The organism is Pseudomonas sp. EMN2 (assembly GCF_009650555.1).
Classification (GTDB): domain Bacteria; phylum Pseudomonadota; class Gammaproteobacteria; order Pseudomonadales; family Pseudomonadaceae; genus Aquipseudomonas; species Aquipseudomonas sichuanensis.
In genome coordinates this window covers 19,099-37,133 of sequence record NZ_VZZR01000094.1, presented here as the reverse complement: position 1 = coordinate 37,133, position 18,035 = coordinate 19,099, and the positions used below count along the sequence as shown (strand labels likewise).

The following is an 18,035-nucleotide window of genomic DNA, read 5'->3' as shown; positions in this document are numbered from 1 at the left end:
GTAAAGGGAGTGAGTGTCGGGGTCATGCCGGTCAGCCCTCGCAATCGCCGATCTGGATGTTCAGGCGCCCCAGCCGGTACAGCAGGGTGCGCCGCGGCAGCCCGAGTTCGCGGGCGGCCAGGGTCTGGTTGCCGTCGTGCTTGCGCAGGCAGTCGAGCAGCAGGCTGCGCTCGACCTTCTCGAGGCGCTCGCGCAGGTTCAGCTCGTTGTCTTCGGGTGGCGGTTCGGCCAGGTTCAGCGAGAAGTGGCCGACCTCCAGCGCGTCGCCTTCGCACAAGAGCACCGCGCGCTCCACCAGGCCCTTGAGCTCGCGTACGTTGCCGGGGAAGGCGTAGCTTTCGAGGTGATCGAGGGCGGCCTGGGTCCAGCCCACCGGGCTGCGCTGCAGGAAAGTGCAGGCCTTGTCGCAGAAGTGCCGGGCCAGGGTGATGACATCGCCGACGCGCTGGCGCAGCGGCGGCAGCTCGATGGGGAACTGCGCCAGGCGGTAGTAGAGGTCTTCGCGGAACAGGCCGTCGGCGACCATCTGCGCCAGGTCGCGGTGGGTGGCGGCGATGATGCGCACGTCGATCTTGTGGGTGGCGTTGGCGCCCAGCGGGCGGATCTCGCCCTCTTGCAGCACGCGCAGCAGCTTGGCCTGCAGGGCCAGGGGCATGTCGCCGATCTCGTCGAGCAGCAGGGTGCCGCCGTTGGCGGCATCGAACAGCCCTGGGCGGTCGCGGTCGGCGCCGGTGAAGGCGCCTTTGCGGTAGCCGAACAGTTCGCTCTCCAGCAGGCTCTCGGGGAAGGCAGCGCAGTTCTGTACCACCAGCGCGCCGGAGCGGCGCGGGCCGTAGTCGTGGATGGCGCGGGCCACCAGTTCCTTGCCGGTGCCGGTCTCGCCGCGCAGCAGCACGGTGTAGGGGCTGTGCAGGACCTTGCTGATCATCTGGCAGGTCTGGCGCATGGCCGGGCTCTGCCCGATCAGGCCGTAGCTGCTGGCAGCCACCGGGGCGCGGCCGCTCGCCTGGGGCTGTGGCCCGGGCTGGTGCAGACGACGCAGCAGTTGCAGCTGGCCCATGGTGAAGCTGCCGAGCTGGCCGAGGGAGTCGGCGAAGGCTTCAAGCCCGCCACGCACGCGGTTCACGCACAACAGCACCCCGGCCACCCGCTGTTGCGCGGTCAGCAGAGGCACCGCCAGCAGTGCTTGCCAGGGCGTGGCCTGGCTGGGCAGGAAGCTGGTGTCGAACAGGCTGGCGGAGAGGTCGCTGATGTTCACCACGCGGTTCTGGCACAGGGCGAACTGCAGCAGCTGCTCGCCGTTGTAGTCGGCCGGCAGGCTGGAACAGTCACGCGCCAGCAGCCGTCCGTCGAGCCAGGCGGCTGCGAGCCCGAGCCGGGTGTGGGTCGGGTCGAGCAGGTACACCTGCACCAGCGGGCAGCCGCTGAGCTCGGCCACCGCCGGCACCAGTGCCTGCAGCAGGCCTTGCTCGTCCGTTGCCCGCGCCAGCTCGGTGAAGGTGCCCAGCAGCGCCTCGGCGTAGGCCAGCGGTTGTGGCACGTGCGTGAACATCACCCCCACCTCAGGCGAACTCGCAGGTCACGCCGGCATCCCCGTCGAGGGTGGCGTGCACGCGGCTGATCGCCTCGCCGCTGGCCATGGCGTCGAGCAGGCGGTCGGCGACCTTGGGCAGCACGTGGGTGTCGATCAGGTGGTCGATCAGGCGTGCGCCGGCTTCGCTCTGGCTGCAGCGCTCGGCCAGGTGGTCGACCAGCGCCTGGCAGTGGCTGAACGCCAGTTGCCGACGCTGCAGACGCTCGCCCAGGCGGCCCAGCTTGATCTCGATCAGCTCGCGCAGCACCGGGCCGCCCACCGGGTAGTACGGCACCACGCGCATGCGCGCCAGCAGCGCCGGCTTGAAGTGGCGACTGAGCGCCGGGCGGATGTGCTGTTCGAGCAGCTCGGCGTCGGGGCGCTCGCCGTTTTCGCACAGGGCGCTGATCTGGTCGCTGGCCAGGTTGGAGGTCATCAGGATCAGCGTGTTGCGGAAGTCGATCTGACGGCCTTCGCCGTCGTTGGCCACGCCCTTGTCGAAGATCTGGTAGAACAGGTTGAGCACGTCCGGGTCGGCCTTCTCCACCTCGTCCAGCAGCACCACCGAATACGGCTTCTGGCGCACCGCCTCGGTGAGCATGCCGCCTTCGCCGTAACCGACGTAGCCGGGCGGCGCGCCGATCAGGCGCGAGACGGTGTGCTTCTCCTGGAACTCGGACATGTTGATGGTGGTGATGAAGCGGTCGCCGCCGTACAGCAGGTCGGCCAGCGCCAGCGCGGTCTCGGTCTTGCCGACGCCGCTGGGGCCGACCAGCAGGAACACGCCCACCGGTGCGTCGGGCTTGTTCAGGCCGGCGGCGGTGGCGCGCATGGAGCGATTGAGCGCATGCACGGCCTGCTCCTGGCCACGGATGCGGGCGCGCAGGTCGTCGGCGAAGGTGATCACCTTGGCGTTGTGCTCGCGGGCCAGCTGGCTCAGCGGCACGCCGGTCCAGGCGCTGATCACTTCGGCCACCAGGCGCGGGCACACTTCGGCGCTGACCAGGCGCTCTTCGGCCTGGGCGTCGAGCAGGGCCTGATGGGTCTCGGCCAGGCGTTGTTGCAGTTGTTCGCGGCTTTCGCCTTCGACGACGGGCTCGCCCTCCTCGCCTTCGGCCGGCGCGGCCGGTGCGACGGCGGCGTTGGCCACCTGCTGGCGCAGCTCCAGGACCTGCTCGGCCAGCTCGCGCTGACGGGCCCAGCGGGCGGCCAGTTCGATCTCTTGGTCGTGGGCCTCGTCCAGGCGCTGCTCGAGGGCGGCGAAGGCCTCGTGGTCGATGGCCAGGCCCGCCTCGGCGTCACGGCGCAGGGCGTTGCGCTGGCGCTCGCCCTCGGCCAGTTCGGCGCGCAGGCGCTCGAGGCTGTCGGGGGCGGCAGCCAGGCTGATGCGCACCCGGGCGCAGGCGGTGTCGAGCACATCGACGGCCTTGTCGGGCAACTGCCGGCCGGTCAGGTAGCGCGCCGACAGTTCGGCGGCGGCGACCACGGCGTCGTCGCGCAGGTAGATGCCGTGGCTCTTCTCGTACAGCTGGGCCAGGCCACGCAGGATGGTCACCGCCTCGCCCACGGTGGGCTCGAGCAGTTGCACCGGCTGGAAGCGACGGGCCAGGGCCGGGTCTTTCTCGAAGTACTTCTTGTACTCGGCCCAGGTGGTGGCGGCGATGGTGCGCAGCTCACCACGCGCCAGCGCCGGCTTGAGCAGGTTGGCGGCGTCGGAGCCACCGGCGTTACCGCCGGCGCCGATCAGGGTGTGGGCTTCGTCGATGAACAGGATCACCGGGCGCGGCGCGGCCTTGACCTCGTCGATCACGCCCTTGAGGCGGCGCTCGAACTCGCCCTTGACGCTGGCACCGGCCTGCAGCAGGCCCATGTCCAGCGCCAGCAGGTCGACCCCTTGCAGGGCCGGCGGCACTTCGCCGGCGACGATGCGCGCGGCCAGGCCTTCGACCACGGCGGTCTTGCCCACGCCGGCTTCGCCGACCACGATCGGGTTGTTCTTGCGCCGGCGAGCGAGGATATCGATCATCTGGCGGATCGACGCGTCGCGGCACAGTACCGGGTCGAGCTTGCCGTCACGGGCCTGCTGGGTGAGGTTGTGGGTGAAACGCTGCAGCATCGATTCGCCCTGGGGCGCGCCGGGGGCCTTGGGAGCGGCCGGTTGCTGGGCCAGGGCGTAGCCCTTGAGGCGTTCGATATCCAGGCCGCCGAGCAGCTTGTGGTAGCGGCTGCCGGCGTAACGCAGCGGGTTGCGCAGCAGGCCGAGGATCAGCGCGGCCTGGTCGACCTGGCTCTGGCCCAGCTCGAGGTTGGAGACCAACAATGCGTCCTGCAACCACTGCACCAGCTCCGGGGCGAACACCGGGTTGCGGGTGGCGCTGTGCTCGACATTGGGTTGCAGCGCGGCGCTGAACGCGCCGGTATCGATCGCGGCGTCCTGCAGCGCACGCTGCAACAGGCTGTCGGGGCGCTCGAGCAGGCCCAGCAGCAGGTCCTCGATGAGGATCTTGCTGCCGCCACGGGCGACGCAGCGCTCGGCGGAACGCTCAAGGTCGCGGCGGCTGTCGGCGTCCAGGGCCTGGACGAGTTGTTGCAGGTCTACGTTGATCATGGCCATTGGTCCTTAATGAATTTTGCTTCCCAGGGTCACCACGCCATCGGCGCGTTCGCGACCCAGCCAGCTGGTCCAGCCCAGGTGGCAGACGTTCTGTTCGCCGATGCGCAGCTCGCGGATCTCTTCACGGCGCAACTCCAGGCGGATGTCGTAGTCCAGCGGGTCGCGCAGGGTGAAGCGAGTCAGCGCGCACAGCGGCTGGTAGCCGAAACCGATCGGCAGGAATTCGTGAAAGCGCTGCCAGTCCAGCTGGGTGATGTGGATGCGGAACTTGCCGCTGCGATCCCGCACGCGCTCGCCCAGCACGGCGTCCTCGCCCAGCAGGCTGTTGGCCAGCCCCAGGCGGTTGCACTGCTCTTCGAGGATGTCGACGCGCCGTTCCAGGCATTGCTCGATCACCAGGTCGGCGTGCTTGAAGTAGTAACGCAGCACGGCCTCGATCAGCGCCGCCGAGTGGGCGCGCAGGCTGAGCACGCCCAGGTACGGCAGCAGGCGTTTCCAGTTCAGCTCCTTGGCCTGGCGGATCTGGTCGCCGCCCAGGCCGATCAGGGCGAACAGGTGCGACGAGAAGCCGTCCAGCGCGCCGCTCTCGAAGCTGGCGCGGTAGCGGTACTTGCGCCAGATCGGCAGCATCAGGCGGTGCAGGCGGTGGTGGAACAGGTCGAGGAACATCCGCGTGGGGTTGCCGTCCTCGTTGTCGCCCAGCGCCTGTTCGCCATAGAACGCCGGCAGCGGCGAGCTGGAGCCGACCAGGCCGATCAGGTTGAAGCGCATGCGCGCGCGCAGCTGGCCGTGCTCGCGGAAGAACTCGATGCGGTCGACGTCGCTGCCGGGGAAACCGAGGCTGGGGTTGGCCTGGAACTCGACCAGGTCGTAGAGCTCTTCGTCTTCCAGGTACGGGTACGCCTCGCGCAGCTGTTCCATCACCAGCAGCACGGCCTGGAACAGCGAGTACTCGCGGATGCTCCGGCTCAGCCGGCTTACAGCAGCGGTTGCAGGCCCATGCGTGGTGTCCATTGGTACACCTCCCCCTGTGTGCTTTTCACCCGCAGCTCGTGGTACGAGTTGAGGCTGGCGTAGAGTGCGAAGAATTCATTGAGCACCGAGGCGAAGACGAACAGATCGCCCTCGCCGATGTAGCCCTCCGGGTCGATTGTCAGTTCGGTGCGCAGGCCGCGCAGCGGCAGGCCCCGGTGCAGGCGGTCGACGTGCTGGTGGCGGATCGCCTTGAGCCCGCCGAGCAGGCGGCGGCTGACCTTTTCCGCGTGCTGGTCGTAGTAGCGCGGCAGGTCGTAGGTTTCGAGGATGACCTTGAGTGCATCCACGTCGGCCAGCGACAGGTAGTTCAGCGACATGTTGCTGATCAGCTTCCACAGGAAGTCGCGGTTCAGCGGCGGCGCGTAGCTGGCGGTGACCGGGGTGATGTTGCGGAAGGTGAGGAACTCGGGGGTCTCTTCGCTGAGCATGCAGATGTCGCCGAGCTTCAGGCGCCGCGGCAGGTTCTGGTTGGTGCAGGTAAGCTCGATCGACAGCGTCTCGTGGGATTCGGCCTGGTGCACGCCGAAGCTCAGGTAGGTGTCGAGGCCGTCATGCAGCAGTGAGGAGCGCTGGCGGATGCTGTAGTGCGAGCGGTTCTCCGGCACGTCGAAGCTGGCGTCGTGCTCGAACGATTCGAAGGGCACGTAGCTCTGGTAGCCGAGGCCGCCGGGGCTCCAGCCGGTCACGCCGTCGACCGAGAACACCCCGCAGTGCTCGGGGTCGAGCTCGGCCGGCAGCAGCAGGTATTCATCCTGCTTGCCATCCAGACGGATAGGCAGGGCATCGTGCTTGAACAGGTTGGCGATCGGCGTGCAGTACAGCTTGACGTTGTCCAGGGTCGGGCGCAGGCGCTGGGCCTCGCCCTGGCGGATGTCGAAGCGCAGCTCGATGCCATGCACCTGCTTGAGGGTTTCCTCGGGCAGGCTCTGCAGTACGTCCAGGCCAGTCACGTCGACGAACAGGAACTTGTCCTGGAAGGCGAAGTACTCCTGCAGGAAGCGGTAGCCGCGGAAGGTGTTCAGCGGGTAGGGAATCAGCGCCTCTTCCTCGGCGAAGCCCACCGGGTGCACCTTGGCCGCCGGTGCGCGCAGTAGCAGCGGCTCGCCCTTGGCGTTGACCATCGGTTTGCCGTGGCTGTCCAGCGGCATCAGCTCGATGCCGGCCAGGCCGCGCAGCAGGCTCAGGTAGAGCATCTGGCTGATGTAGCGCTCGCCGGCCAGGTGCAGGCGCAGCTTGCTGAGCTTGACGTCGCCCAGGTTGCCGTCGCAGTTCATGTCCAGGCGCAGGCTGAGCAGCGCGCCCTGGCCGTTGAGCGAGTAGTTCAGCGCGCTCAGGCGCAGGGGCAGGACTTCGGTGGGGTAGCAGGTACGAAAGCGGCAACTGACGCCCTCGATCGGCCGGCCTTCCACCGGGGTGTCACGCTCGACCCGCAGCGCCGGGCCGGCCTGGCGCAGGGGGTCGAACTGCAGGATGCTGAAGGCCGGCAGCGGGCGCATGTAGTTCGGCCACAGCAGGTGCATCAGCGAGTGGGTCAGCTCGGGCAGTTCGTCGTCGAGCTTCTGCCGCAGGCGGCCGGTGAGGAAGGCAAAACCTTCAAGCAGGCGCTCGACGTCCGGGTCGCGCCCGGCCTGGCCGAGGTACGGCGCCAGCGCCGGGCTGCGTTCGGCAAAACGCCGCCCCAGCTGGCGCAGTGCCGTCAGCTCGCTTTGGTAGTAGTAATTGAAGGACATCCGTCGTTCCGCCTGAATTCAGCTCTCGGGTACCGCCAGTGGCCGGTACTGCGCAGGCGCGGGGCCGGGCCACAGGGCCGACCGTTTGCCGCGCAAGGGTTTGGGAAAACTCAGGCTATGGGAGGCGCAACATCACTCGTCTCCTTGACTGACTCTGACTTGCCCGCTGCCATCCAGGCGCGCGGCAAAACTGACCTGGCGCTTGATTCCGTCCACCTCAAGCTGGCCTTCGATGCTGAAAGCCAGCTTGAGCTGATCGTGATCACGCGGGCGGGACACCACCCGGACATCGGACATGCGTGGTTCGTAGGCTTCGATGAAGTACTCGATGGCCCGGCGTGCCTGGCTGAGCGCGTCGTGCAGGCTCAGGCGCATGTCGTTGAGGTCGGGCAGCCCGTAGTCGGCGAGCGTCTGCACGCTGCCGGCCCGGGTGCTGAGCATCTTCGCCAGATGAGCGGCCACGGAAGCCATGGCGGCGTCTTCACGCCGCCAGCTGGCGCGCTGGTCGGCTTCGCCGCTCAGGCGCTCGAACAGGCTTCCGTAACCATTGCCCATCGACGCTTACTCCTTGTCCAGCTTGCCGACCAGCGACAGGGTGAAGTCGGCGCCCATGTACTTGAAGTGCGGACGCACGTTCAGGCTGACGCGGTACCAGCCCGGCTCACCTTCCACGTCGCTGACGATCACCTGGGCGGCGCGCAGCGGACGACGGCCACGCACTTCGGCGCTCGGGTTCTCCTGGTCGGCCACGTACTGGCGGATCCACTTGTTCAGTTCCAGCTCCAGGTCGGTGCGTTCCTTCCAGGAGCCCAGCTGCTCGCGCTGCAGGACCTTGATGTAGTGGGCCAGGCGGTTGACGATCATCATGTACGGCAGCTGGGTGCCCAGCTTGTAGTTCAGCTCGGCAGTCTTGCCTTCGGCGCTGATGCCGAAGAACTTCGGTTTCTGTGCCGAGTTGGCCGAGAAGAACGCCGCGTTGTCGCTGCCCTTGCGCATGGTCAGGGCGATGAAGCCCTCTTCGGCCAGCTCGTATTCACGACGGTCGGAGACCAGCACTTCGGTCGGGATCTTGGTCTCGATCTCGCCCATGCTCTCGAAGTGGTGCAGCGGCAGGTCTTCCACCGCGCCACCGCTCTGCGGGCCGATGATGTTCGGGCACCAGCGGAACTTGGCGAAGCTGTCGGTCAGCTTGGTGCCGAAGGCGTAGGCGGTGTTGCCCCACAGGTAGTGCTCGTGGCTGTTGGCCACGGTTTCCTTGTAGACGAACGACTTGACCGGGTTCTCTTCCGGGTCGTACGGGTTGCGCAGCAGGAAACGCGGCACGGTCAGGCCGATGTAGCGCGCGTCCTCGGACTCGCGGAAGCTCTGCCACTTGGTGAACTGCGGGCCTTCGAAGTGATCTTTCAGGTCCTTCAGGTCCGGCAGGCCGGTGAAGCTTTCGAGGCCGAAGAATTTCGGGCCGGCCGCGGCGATGAACGGCGCGTGGGACATGCAGGCGACGCTGGAGACGTACTGCATCAGCTTGACGTCGGGCGAGCTCGGCGACAGGTAGTAGTTGGCGATGACCGCGCCGACCGGCTGGCCACCGAACTGGCCGTATTCAGCGGTGTAGATGTGCTTGTACAGGCCAGCCTGCATGACTTCCGGCGAATCTTCGAAGTCGTCCAGCAGGTCCTGCTTGGAGACGTTGAGGATCTCGATCTTGATGTTTTCGCGGAAGTTGGTGCGGTCGACCAGCAACTGCAGGCCGCGCCAGGCGGACTCCATGGACTGGAAGTCCGGGTGATGGAGGATCTCGTCCATCTGGCGGCTGAGTTTGGCATCGATCTCGGCGATCATGCGGTCGACCAGCGCTTTCTTGACCGGCTCGCCGTCGTTCTGCGGCTTGAGCAGTTCTTCGATGAAGGCCGACACGCCGCGCTTGGCGATGTCGTAGGCTTCGTCATCCGGGGTCAGGCGGGTTTCGGCGATGATGCTGTCGAGAATGCTGAATTCGCTGTTCTCGGCGCTCTGTTGCTCTGCTGCGGTGCTCATGGCAATTAGGCTTCCTTGACTAGGGGGATCAGGCGTCCGGCTGAGCGTTCAGGCCCAGCTCGCCGAGCACGCGCTCGCGGGACTCGTTGTCGGCCAGCACGCCCTCGATGGCCTTGCGGAAGGCCGGGGCGTTGCCCAGCGGGCCTTTCAGGGCAACCAGGGCTTCACGCAGTTCCATCAGCTTCTTCAGCTCAGGGACTTGCTCGACCAGGCTGGCCGGGTTGAAGTCCTTCATGGTGTTGACCCGCAGGCTCACCGCCAGCTCGTCGCCTTCGGCGCCTTCCTGCAGGCGGTTCGGCACAGCCAGGGTCATGCTCAGTTCCTGCTTGGCCAGCACTTCGTCGAAGTTCATCTTGTCGATGCTGATCGGCTTGCGGTCTTCGATCTTGCGATCGTCGGCACGCAGGGTGTAGTCACCGATCGCCAGCAGTTTCAACGGCAGTTCGATCTCTTCCTGAGCACCGCCGGTGGCGGGTTTGAAGGTAACGTTGATGCGTTCCTTGGGGGCTACCGAGCCTTCTTTGGCCATTGGTTTTCTCCTTGAGGGTTATGGCCCTTGGGCCTATTCGAGTACGACTTCGAGATCGAGGTGGCACAGCCTGCGGTAGATCTCGTCCTTGCGTTCGCGCACCACATGGTTCTGCGGCAGCAGCTCGCAGCAGGTGTGCAACAGATGCAGTACCTGCAACGACAGGTCTGGCTCCCAGGCATCCAGGCCGGATTGGCGCAGTTGCTCGTCGAGGGCTTCCAGTTGGGTCTTGGCCAGTTCGTATTTCTTGGCCGTGTAGCAGAGGCGCGCCTGGCTCAGTTGCCAGAAAAAGCGCTCGCGCCCGCCGTGGGCGCCCTGCATCTGCTGCTTGAGGTGTTGCACCGCGCTCTTGAGGCCGTCCTTGCGCAGGATCGGCAGGCTCGCCTCCAGGGCCTCGTCCCAGGGGGCCTGGCGCACGCCGGGCTCGACCACTGGCTGGGCCGCGGCGGTTTGCAGGTGGGGGGTGACCTGGGCGGCGACCCAGGCGCGGGTCTCGGGGTCGGCGAACGGGGTGCCGTCGTGGAACTTGAGCTCGATGACGCTGGGCAGGCGCTGCAGCAGCGAGGCGAAGTTCATCTCAACTTCGCGCATGCCGGCTTCGACGTTGAGGGCCTGGCAGCACTCCCACACCAGGCGCTGGCCATCGAACCAGAACGGGGCCTTGGCCACGCTGTTTTCCAGCTCTACCAAGAGGTCGGCGTAGTTGCCCTGCTCGAAGCGGTCCTTGTAACTCTTGAGCTTGTCGGCGGGCAGGCCGCGCAGGGCGGTGACGTTCTCGGCGTTGCGCTCGGGCATCGCTTCGATGGGCAACCACAGCAGCGTGCGGTTCAGGCGCAGGGCGCGCAGGTCGGTGGCTTTCTGGCGCTGCCACCAGACGCACAGCTGCCGGCCCTGCTCTTGCTGGGCGCGCAGGGCCTTGTTGGCGTCCTTTTCGTTTTCCACCGGCTCGCCGGGGGTGAACAGCTGGGTGGCGGCCTGCTTGACCTGGGCGACGATGGCGCCGACTGCGCCGGGTTGCGGTTCGTTGTCGGCGGAGCGCTGGACCTGGCCCTTGAGTGCGCGGCAGATCGGCAGCAGCAGCGGCGCGTCGTCCCCCAGCCGGGCGGACAGCGCCGCTTCCAGGCCGCTTAGCTGCTCGACCATCTGCTGGAACAGCGGCAACTGCTCCTTGATGGCGATGTCGGCACCCAGCGCCTGTTCGAGGCGCGGCACCAGCCAGCCGATGGCGGCGGAACGGGTACGGGGTTTGGCGGGGTGGACGTCGTCCCAATGCTGCTCGCACAGCTCGCGCAGCACGCTGATGCCGGCCAGCAAGCCGGCGTAGGACTCGCGCTGGAACAGGGCCCAGGTGAACCAGGAGGCCACGCGCAGATCCTTGGACTGGTCGCGCAATAGCGCTTCGCTGTTCTCGAGGATTTTCAGCCAGTCCACCTGGCCGCTGGCGTGGATCGACTGGGCGCGCGTCAGCTCGTTTTCGAGGGCTTCGAACTCGCTGGAAAAACGCACGTCTTCACCGCCGAAAGAGCCGGGGGAGACAGCATTCTTGCCAAGTTCAAGATAGCGCGCGGCCAGCTTCGAAGAGTAGGACATCCATTTCTCACAGTTAGAACCTCGCCCTCGATCCTGGAACTGACGTTCAGGATTTGTCGATCTGGAAGTTCTATTGATTCAGCCCACAATCCGGCGGGCAGTCGATCAAACGGTTGAATAGCCTAATGCTATCAATAGCACTTTGCAACCACTCAAACGGATAGCAAAGGCGGGAGCATCGGGCCTCTAGGGGTTTCCCTGATGGCGATCATATATACCCTGACCCACACGGGAAAGTTGTAAGCTGATTATTCGAAACAACACTCAATTGTTTAACTTAATTTTCACACATATAAGCAACAACACATGTTAGAGCCAAAACCAGACATCATTGAAGGGCCGTCACAGTAATCAGTGACGCGCTCGAAATTCAATTACTTGTATGGGGTTGCAGAGCTTTCCCACATCGAAAATTCCAATATCTTGCAACAAAATGTATACGCTCACGCCGGCTGAAGTTCCGGACTCAACGCTGGCACTTCGCGCCACGGCAGCCCGGCCCAACGTCCCTCGGGCGCCAGCAATGCCTGTAGCCGCTGCTCGTCAAAAAGACCCAGCGAATCGGCGCGAAAGGCCCCGACCCATTGCCGACGTCCGGCAAGGTAGGCCGCGCCGAAATCCGCCCAGCCATCGAAACAGTCCTGGGCGCGCTGGGCGTTGAGCAGCAGCACACGCCAGCCAATGTCGGGCGCCAGCCATCCCAGCAACAGGGCGCAGCGCACGAGAAAGGCGCAGCGCAGGCAGGCGAAGGCCAGCGAGGCACGCGGGTCGTCGGTCGGTTGCAGGTTGAGCAGGTCGAGGCGGAACCACTGGCGCTCGAAGTCCGTGGCGAAGTAGCGCTGGATCTCTTCGTCGCTGGCGCTGCCTTGCAGGCCGGCGATATGCAGCAAGGGTATGCGCAGGAAGTCCTGGGCACTTTGGGTGAAGCTCGTGCAGTGCTTGTCGTAGAAGCCGTCCACCTGCATGGCCTCTGCCATGGGGCTCGCCAGCGCCAGCGCAAGGTGCCTGCGGGGGCTGAACAGTTCGAAATCCGGCGCGCGCGGGCGCAGCCAGCGTGCAAGGAGCCAGGTGGCGACCAGCATGCCCAGGAAGATCAACATCGCAATAGCCTCAGCGGTGGGTGGATAGCCAATCGGCGATGCCGGCGGCCATGGCCGCGGTCATGCCGGGCCAGGTCACGGCCTCGGTGGCGTAGACCGGGCCGTCGTGTGCAGGCTGGCCAAGCAGGTGGCGCAGGGCGTAGCGCAACGTGGCGGTACGCGGTGGCGTTGCCCGCAACTGTTCGGGCTGACGCGCCGCCACCAGCCATTCCACCAGCGCCGAGGGTGCGGCGAAACGGTCGAACAACTGTGGGTGCTGGGCGATCAGCCGCGCCTGGGTGGCGGGGTCGGTCACCGCTTCCAGCCGGCACCAGCCCGCGTCACAGCGCACCACACCGATGGCCAGGCAATCCGCCGGCGTTTGCCGGTCGGTGCCCAGGGCATCCAGGCACCTGAGCACGTCGTCCAGGTAGCGGGCGACCGGCGGGCGGTTCTGTTTGCCCTTGAGCTGGTCGAGGCGCAGGCTGCCGTCGGCCATCACCAGCAGGCTGATGGTGATGTGCGGCTGGCCCTGGCCATCGCGCAGGCTGAAGATGCGCATGCGCCCGGCTTCCACGGCCTCGGCGTAGCTTTCGCCGTAGCCACCGTGCAGGGCGCGACGGTCGGCGAACTGGCCGAGGCAGTGGCGCATCACGTAGCTTTCGAAGGCCATTTCTTCACGCAGGTGCGGGCCGTCCGGCAGCAGCTCGACCAGCGTGTGCTCGGCGCATTCGACCACCTGGCGCACGGCCTCCGGCCGGCTCTGGCGCCAGCCTTGGGCCTGGCGCGCGGCCATGCGGGCGTGCTCCTGGTGCCACAGCGCCAGGGCCTGCGGGCAGTTGATGCGTTCGAGCTTGCCGTCCAGCGCCGTGCCTTTGCGCGCGGCGAGGAACTCCACCAGCATCGCTTCCTGCTCCAGCACCGCAGGGTGTTCCGGGTCGAGCCAGGCGAGTGTCACGGCGTCGTCCGCCTTGGCCGCCTGTTCCAGGTGGCGGCCGACCCAGGCCGGTACCGCCTGGCCTTGCAGCAAGCTCGCGGCCTGCTCGAGGCTGAGCACCCTTTGCACCGGTTCGAAGTTGCCGACCAGATGGCGGTAGAAATGGTTGAGCAGCCAGCTGCGCACCGGCGCTTCGTCGCCCCTGGCCTGGCTGCGTTGCTCGATGCGGCGCTTGAGCGCTTCGGCGTTGAGCAGGTTGCGTGGCGCATAGGCGCCGGCGCGTGGGGTGGCGATCATTTCCACACTTGCCACCAGCGCTTGGCCGCAGGCGCCTGCACCGGCACCTGCTGCATCTCGTCGATGATCTCGCGCAGGGTGGCGGCGTTGGCCACGTCGTGGGGCGCCTCGCTGCCGGCACACAGGGCCAGCGCCGCGGTGTAGCGGGCGATGGCATCATCCTTGCGGCCGAGGTTCTTGAACAGGTCACCGGCATCCCAGGTCAGCAGCGTGTCGTTGTGGCCAAGGATGATCGCCTCATAGCGCTGCCACAGCGCCAGCGCGGCGTCCGGCTGAGTGGGGGCCAGGTGCAGGGCTACTTTCATTCGGCAGCGCAGGCCGTCGTAATCCACTTGCTGATCGGTGATTTCCTGCTCGGCCTGCCAGTCGAGCAGGCGTTGCAGCCAGATCGTGATCTCGTGGTCGCGGTCGAGGAAATACAGCGCCCTGGCGACCTTGCCGATGTAGCCATCGGGGTCGTGACGGCCGTAGCCATGGGCCAGGACGAAGTGCCACAGGGCTTCCGCCGCCTGGCACACCGCGGCGTGGTCGTCGAGGGCGAGCTGGGCGTTGAGCAGGCCGTGGTAGTGCTCGGCGAAGGGGCTGGCGTCGATGCCGCGCTGGTGCAGTTCGATGGACGCCTCGACGCGCTCCTGGCCCTTGAGGTAGCGGTAGTTGATCGCCAGGTTGTTGCACAGCATCGAGTACAGGTGCGCGCAGCCGTCGCCGCGATGCCCCTGGCCGCTGGCGAAGTAGCGCTCCAGGCATGCCTGGCCGCGCTCGTAGCCCTCGCGTTGGATCATCTCGCACAAGTGCCGGGCTTCTGTATGCTGCTCGGGCGCCAGGGTTTCGATGAAGTGTTCGACCAGCCCCGACAGCTTGCCGCTGTGGTTGTAGTAGTCGTAGCCACTGGCCAGGGTGAACGCTGGCAGGTGCAAGGCCGCGAGCAGGCCCTGCGCTTCGGCCGTGGCGTGAATCAGGGCATAGCTGCTGCGGTGGTCATCCAGCTGGCCGCTGGCGAAGGCTTCCTGCAGCAGGGCCAGCTCGGTGGCGGCGTCGATGCGCCCGGCCTGCCGGTCGCGCACGGCCTGCAAGCGCAGGATCCAGGGGTGGCGCGGGGCGATGCGCTGGGCGTCGGCCAGGGCCAGGGCATACAGGCGCGCGAGCCGTTCGGACTGCTCGCCATCGTCGTACAGCGCCTCGAGTAGCGCGCCCTTCCCCACTGGCGACTCGTCGAGGGCCGGCAGGCACGCGAGGAAGTGCTCCAGCACCTCCTCACTGTCACAGGCGCGCATGACGCACAGTGGCCACCAGACGCTCGGGTCCTGGGCGAGCAGGCGCTCGACCACCACCTGGGCCGCGACGGGCGCGGCGGCGGCGCGCAGGTCGTAGATCTCGTGGAAGGCGCGCCGCCCTGCCCGTTCGATTTCGCCTGCCTCGACCAGCCAGGGCAGTTCATAGGCAATGAAGCTGTTGTCGCCATCGCTGTCCAGGGCAATGGCCGCTGACGGCAGGATGCGCAAGGCGCCCGGCAGGTCGCCCTGGGCATGCATGGCCCGGGCGGCGAGGCGCGCCAGGCGCACTTCCCACTCGCGGCGCTGCGCCAGCGACAGGTCGGCGATCAGCGCCATCACCGGTTGCTCGAACATGGCCAGGCGCAGCGGGATCAGCTCGATCAGGCTATTGCCCAGCCAGGTCCAGTCGCCCTGGTCGATGTCTTGGTCCGGGCCCGCCTGGCGCAAGGCGGCCACGGCTTCGAGGGCAGCCTCGCGAGCTTCGGCCTGCTGCTGGTGATTGTGCAGCGCCCAGGCGCGGCGGCAGGCGCGGTCGGCCTGGTCCCAGGCGCACAGGCTGGCACGCCCGGGGTTGAGCAGGGTCAGGGCATGGCGGGCATCGATGGCCTTGAGCGCCAGCGCCAGGGAACGCTGCTCAAGCTGCTCGAAGATACGTGCACGGCGGTAGTGCTCGACGTCGTAGTCCGGCGCGACCTGAGCCATGGCCAGGGCTTGGTCGAGCAGTTGATCCAGCAGCGGTTCGTCGTCGCAGTAGTTGGCCAGGCGCAGGCGCTTGAGCAGCAGGCACATGCTCAGTTCGGCACGGGCGGCGGGGTCGCAGTGTTCAAGCAGGCGTTGGCCGTCTTGCTCGAGCACGCGGGTGGCGGCGTGGAGGTCACCGGCGTTGACCCACAGCACATGCAGGCGCTCGATCGAGCCGATCGAGTCGGCTTGCAACGACTCGGCCTGAAGCTGCTCCAGCAGCGCGGCCGCGCCGTGGTCCTGGAGGACGCCGTCGAGGCGGTCCAGTAATTGCTCGAGTTCAATGCCGGTGATGACGGTACTGGCGACTGTCATGTGCTGCTCCCTGTAATGACCTGCGCACACCCTGTGCGTCGTGGCGCGCACGCTACCAGTTGCGCCAGCCAAAGCCAAGATTTTTGGCGCCAATATGCCATCACCCGGTGCCTGCGTTACTGCGCAAGGCCCCATAAAAAAACCCAGGGCACGGGCCCTGGGTTTTTCGAGTTGGCGTGTCGCCGACCGCTTGCGATCAGAACGGAATATCGTCGTCGAAGCTGTCGAAGTCAGCGGCTGGCTGCGGGGCCGGCTGCTGCGGCGCCGGGCGCTGTGGCGCCTGCTGAGGGCGCTGGGCTTGCTGGCGCGGGGCCTGGTTGTACTGCTGCTGACCGCCACCCTGGTTGTAGTTGTTACCACCACCTTGGTTGTAGTTGTTGCCACCACCCTGGTTGTACTGGTCGCCGCCACCCTGCTGGTTCTGCGGACGGCCGCCGAGCAGCTGCATGGTGCCGTTGATGTCGACGATGATCTCGGTGGTGTAGCGCTTGATGCCGTCTTTTTCCCACTCGCGGGTCTGCAGCTTGCCTTCGATGTATACCTGCGAACCTTTGCGCAGGTACTCGCCGGCGATTTCGGCAACCTTGCCGAACAGCGAAACGCGGTGCCACTCGGTGCGCTCGACCTTCTGGCCGGACTGCTTGTCGGTCCACTGCTCGCTGGTGGCCAGGCTCAGGTTGGTCACGGCGTTACCGTTGGGCAGGTAGCGGACTTCGGGATCCTGACCGCAGGTACCGACCAGAATGACTTTGTTAACCCCACGGGCCATAACGTTCTCCTAGGCTTCGCACGCCGAAGAGGCTGGGTTTACCAGACGCTCGAGGGTCGCACGGTCCAAAATTTTCGTATCCAGTTTGATATAGATGGCGGCTTCTTCTGCCACCACCACGGCGTCGGTCACACCCGGCACGGCCATCAGGCGCTCGGTAAGCCCGGCTTCCCGGACGGCCTCTGGCGTCAGTGGCATGCGCAGGCTGGTCACGTAAGGCGGCTCGTTCATGCGCAACGCAGTGACCAGCCACAGGGCACACAGCCCCGCGCAACCGAGAAACACCATGCTCAGGCCACCGTGCTGGAACAACCAGCCACCGATGATTCCTCCCAGCGCGGCACCCAGGAACTGACTGGTGGAGTACACACCCATTGCAGTCCCTTTGCCACCGGCGGGCGACACCTTGCTGACCAGCGAAGGCAAGGATGCCTCCAACAGGTTGAAGGCGGTAAAGAATACCACGGTGCCGATCACCAGTCCGCGCAAGTTGTCAGCCCACTGCCAGAAGAACAGCTCCACCAGCAGCAACACACTGACCGCGCCAAGCAGCACGCGTTTCATCTTGCGCTTCTTCTCGCCGTAGATGATGAAGGGGATCATTGCAAAAAATGAAACCAGCAGCGCGGTCAGGTACACCCACCAGTGCTCTTCCTTCGGCAGCCCGCCGCGTTCGACGAAGGCCAGCGGCAGCGCGACGAAGCTGGCCATGAGGATGGCGTGCAGGACGAAAATGCCCACGTCCAGGCGCAGAAGGTCCGGATGGCGCAGGGTCGGGCCCAGGGCCTGGCGGGCCACGCCGGACTCGCGGTGCTGCAGGGTCTTGTGGGTGTTGGGCACGACGAAGGCGATCAGGGCGATACCGACCAGGGCAAGTCCTGCAGTGGCGAGGAACAATCCTGACAGGCCGAAGGCGCGAGTCAGCAGCGGCCCGACGACCATGGCCACGGCAAACGACAGGCCGATGCTCATGCCGATCATGGCCATGGCCTTGGTGCGGTGCTGCTCGCGGGTGAGGTCGGACAGCAGCGCCATGACGGCTGCGGAAATGGCCCCGGCACCTTGCAGGATGCGCCCGGCGATCACGCCCCAGATCGAGTCGGCCTGGGCCGCCAGCACGCTGCCGAGGGCGAAGATCACCAAGCCCAGGTAAATCACCGGGCGGCGGCCGATGCGGTCGGAGATCATGCCGAACGGAATCTGCAGCACGGCCTGGGTGAGGCCATAAGCGCCGATGGCCAGGCCGATCAGCGCAGGCGTGGCACCGGCCAGGTCCATGCCGTAGGTGGCCAGCACCGGCAATACCATGAACATGCCCAGCATACGAAAGGCAAAGACCAGGGCCAGGCCGCTAGCGGCGCGGGTTTCGCTGCCACTCATGCGCTCGTTGTGGGTGTCGTGCATGGATTAACCTCGTGTGAACCGGCGGCGATTCTATCAGTCCGACGGCTTGACGGCATCTGCGCGACGCTTTGCCGCGTACTGGCAGCGCGCCGTATACTCCCTTGTTTATGCCCG

General features: G+C 66.4%; 13 protein-coding genes. All 13 read right to left on the bottom strand.

Features of this window, described 5'->3' with window-relative positions:
• Positions 1–31 precede the first annotated feature (31 nt).
• The 13 genes from F6X61_RS23250 to F6X61_RS23190 all read right to left on the bottom strand — a co-directional run bounded on the left by F6X61_RS23250 (position 32) and on the right by F6X61_RS23190 (position 17,921).
• A complete protein-coding gene (locus tag F6X61_RS23250) occupies positions 32–1,552 on the bottom strand; it encodes a sigma 54-interacting transcriptional regulator (RefSeq protein ID WP_153788711.1) in 1,521 nt (506 codons plus the stop codon).
• 10 nt (positions 1,553–1,562) lie between these two features.
• The gene (gene tssH / locus F6X61_RS23245; protein WP_178125882.1) at positions 1,563–4,187 is read right to left on the bottom strand and encodes a type VI secretion system ATPase TssH; all 2,625 of its coding nucleotides are present in this window, start codon (positions 4,185–4,187) and stop codon (positions 1,563–1,565) included.
• 6 nt (positions 4,188–4,193) lie between these two features.
• Entirely contained in the window at positions 4,194–5,201 is a 1,008-nt protein-coding gene (gene tssG / locus F6X61_RS23240) for a type VI secretion system baseplate subunit TssG (protein WP_153788709.1), read from the bottom strand.
• Entirely contained in the window at positions 5,165–6,952 is a 1,788-nt protein-coding gene (gene tssF / locus F6X61_RS23235) for a type VI secretion system baseplate subunit TssF (protein WP_110996294.1), read from the bottom strand. The genes tssG and tssF overlap by 37 nt, the downstream gene beginning before the upstream one ends.
• Before the next feature lie 132 nt (positions 6,953–7,084).
• The gene (tssE, locus tag F6X61_RS23230) at positions 7,085–7,507 is read right to left on the bottom strand and encodes a type VI secretion system baseplate subunit TssE (RefSeq protein WP_110996293.1); all 423 of its coding nucleotides are present in this window, start codon (positions 7,505–7,507) and stop codon (positions 7,085–7,087) included.
• A gap of 6 nt (positions 7,508–7,513) precedes the next feature.
• Positions 7,514–8,986, bottom strand: a complete 1,473-nt coding sequence (gene tssC, locus F6X61_RS23225) for a type VI secretion system contractile sheath large subunit (RefSeq protein ID WP_153788708.1) — start codon at positions 8,984–8,986, stop codon at positions 7,514–7,516.
• Positions 8,987–9,014: 28 nt separating this feature from the next.
• Complete coding sequence (gene tssB / locus F6X61_RS23220; RefSeq protein ID WP_110996291.1) at positions 9,015–9,515, bottom strand: type VI secretion system contractile sheath small subunit; 501 nt, start codon at positions 9,513–9,515, stop codon at positions 9,015–9,017.
• 33 nt (positions 9,516–9,548) lie between these two features.
• Complete coding sequence (gene tssA / locus F6X61_RS23215) at positions 9,549–11,105, bottom strand: type VI secretion system protein TssA (RefSeq protein ID WP_153788707.1); 1,557 nt, start codon at positions 11,103–11,105, stop codon at positions 9,549–9,551.
• Positions 11,106–11,548: 443 nt separating this feature from the next.
• Entirely contained in the window at positions 11,549–12,205 is a 657-nt protein-coding gene (locus tag F6X61_RS23210) for a DUF1266 domain-containing protein (protein ID WP_153788706.1), read from the bottom strand.
• A gap of 10 nt (positions 12,206–12,215) precedes the next feature.
• On the bottom strand, positions 12,216–13,418 hold the full coding sequence (locus F6X61_RS23205) for a PcfJ domain-containing protein (RefSeq protein ID WP_153788705.1): 1,203 nt from the start codon (positions 13,416–13,418) through the stop codon (positions 12,216–12,218).
• Positions 13,415–15,748 (bottom strand): hypothetical protein, encoded by a 2,334-nt coding sequence (locus F6X61_RS23200; protein ID WP_153788704.1) that lies wholly within the window; start codon positions 15,746–15,748, stop codon positions 13,415–13,417. Before F6X61_RS23200 ends, F6X61_RS23205 begins: the two co-directional genes overlap by 4 nt.
• A 196-nt stretch (positions 15,749–15,944) precedes the next feature.
• Positions 15,945–16,517 carry a single-stranded DNA-binding protein gene (locus F6X61_RS23195; protein WP_153788703.1) on the bottom strand — a complete coding sequence of 191 codons (573 nt, stop codon included), beginning with the start codon at positions 16,515–16,517 and terminating at the stop codon, positions 15,945–15,947.
• A 9-nt stretch (positions 16,518–16,526) separates the two neighbouring features.
• Positions 16,527–17,921 carry an MFS transporter gene (locus F6X61_RS23190; protein WP_125462386.1) on the bottom strand — a complete coding sequence of 465 codons (1,395 nt, stop codon included), beginning with the start codon at positions 17,919–17,921 and terminating at the stop codon, positions 16,527–16,529.
• Positions 17,922–18,035: the final 114 nt, after the last annotated feature.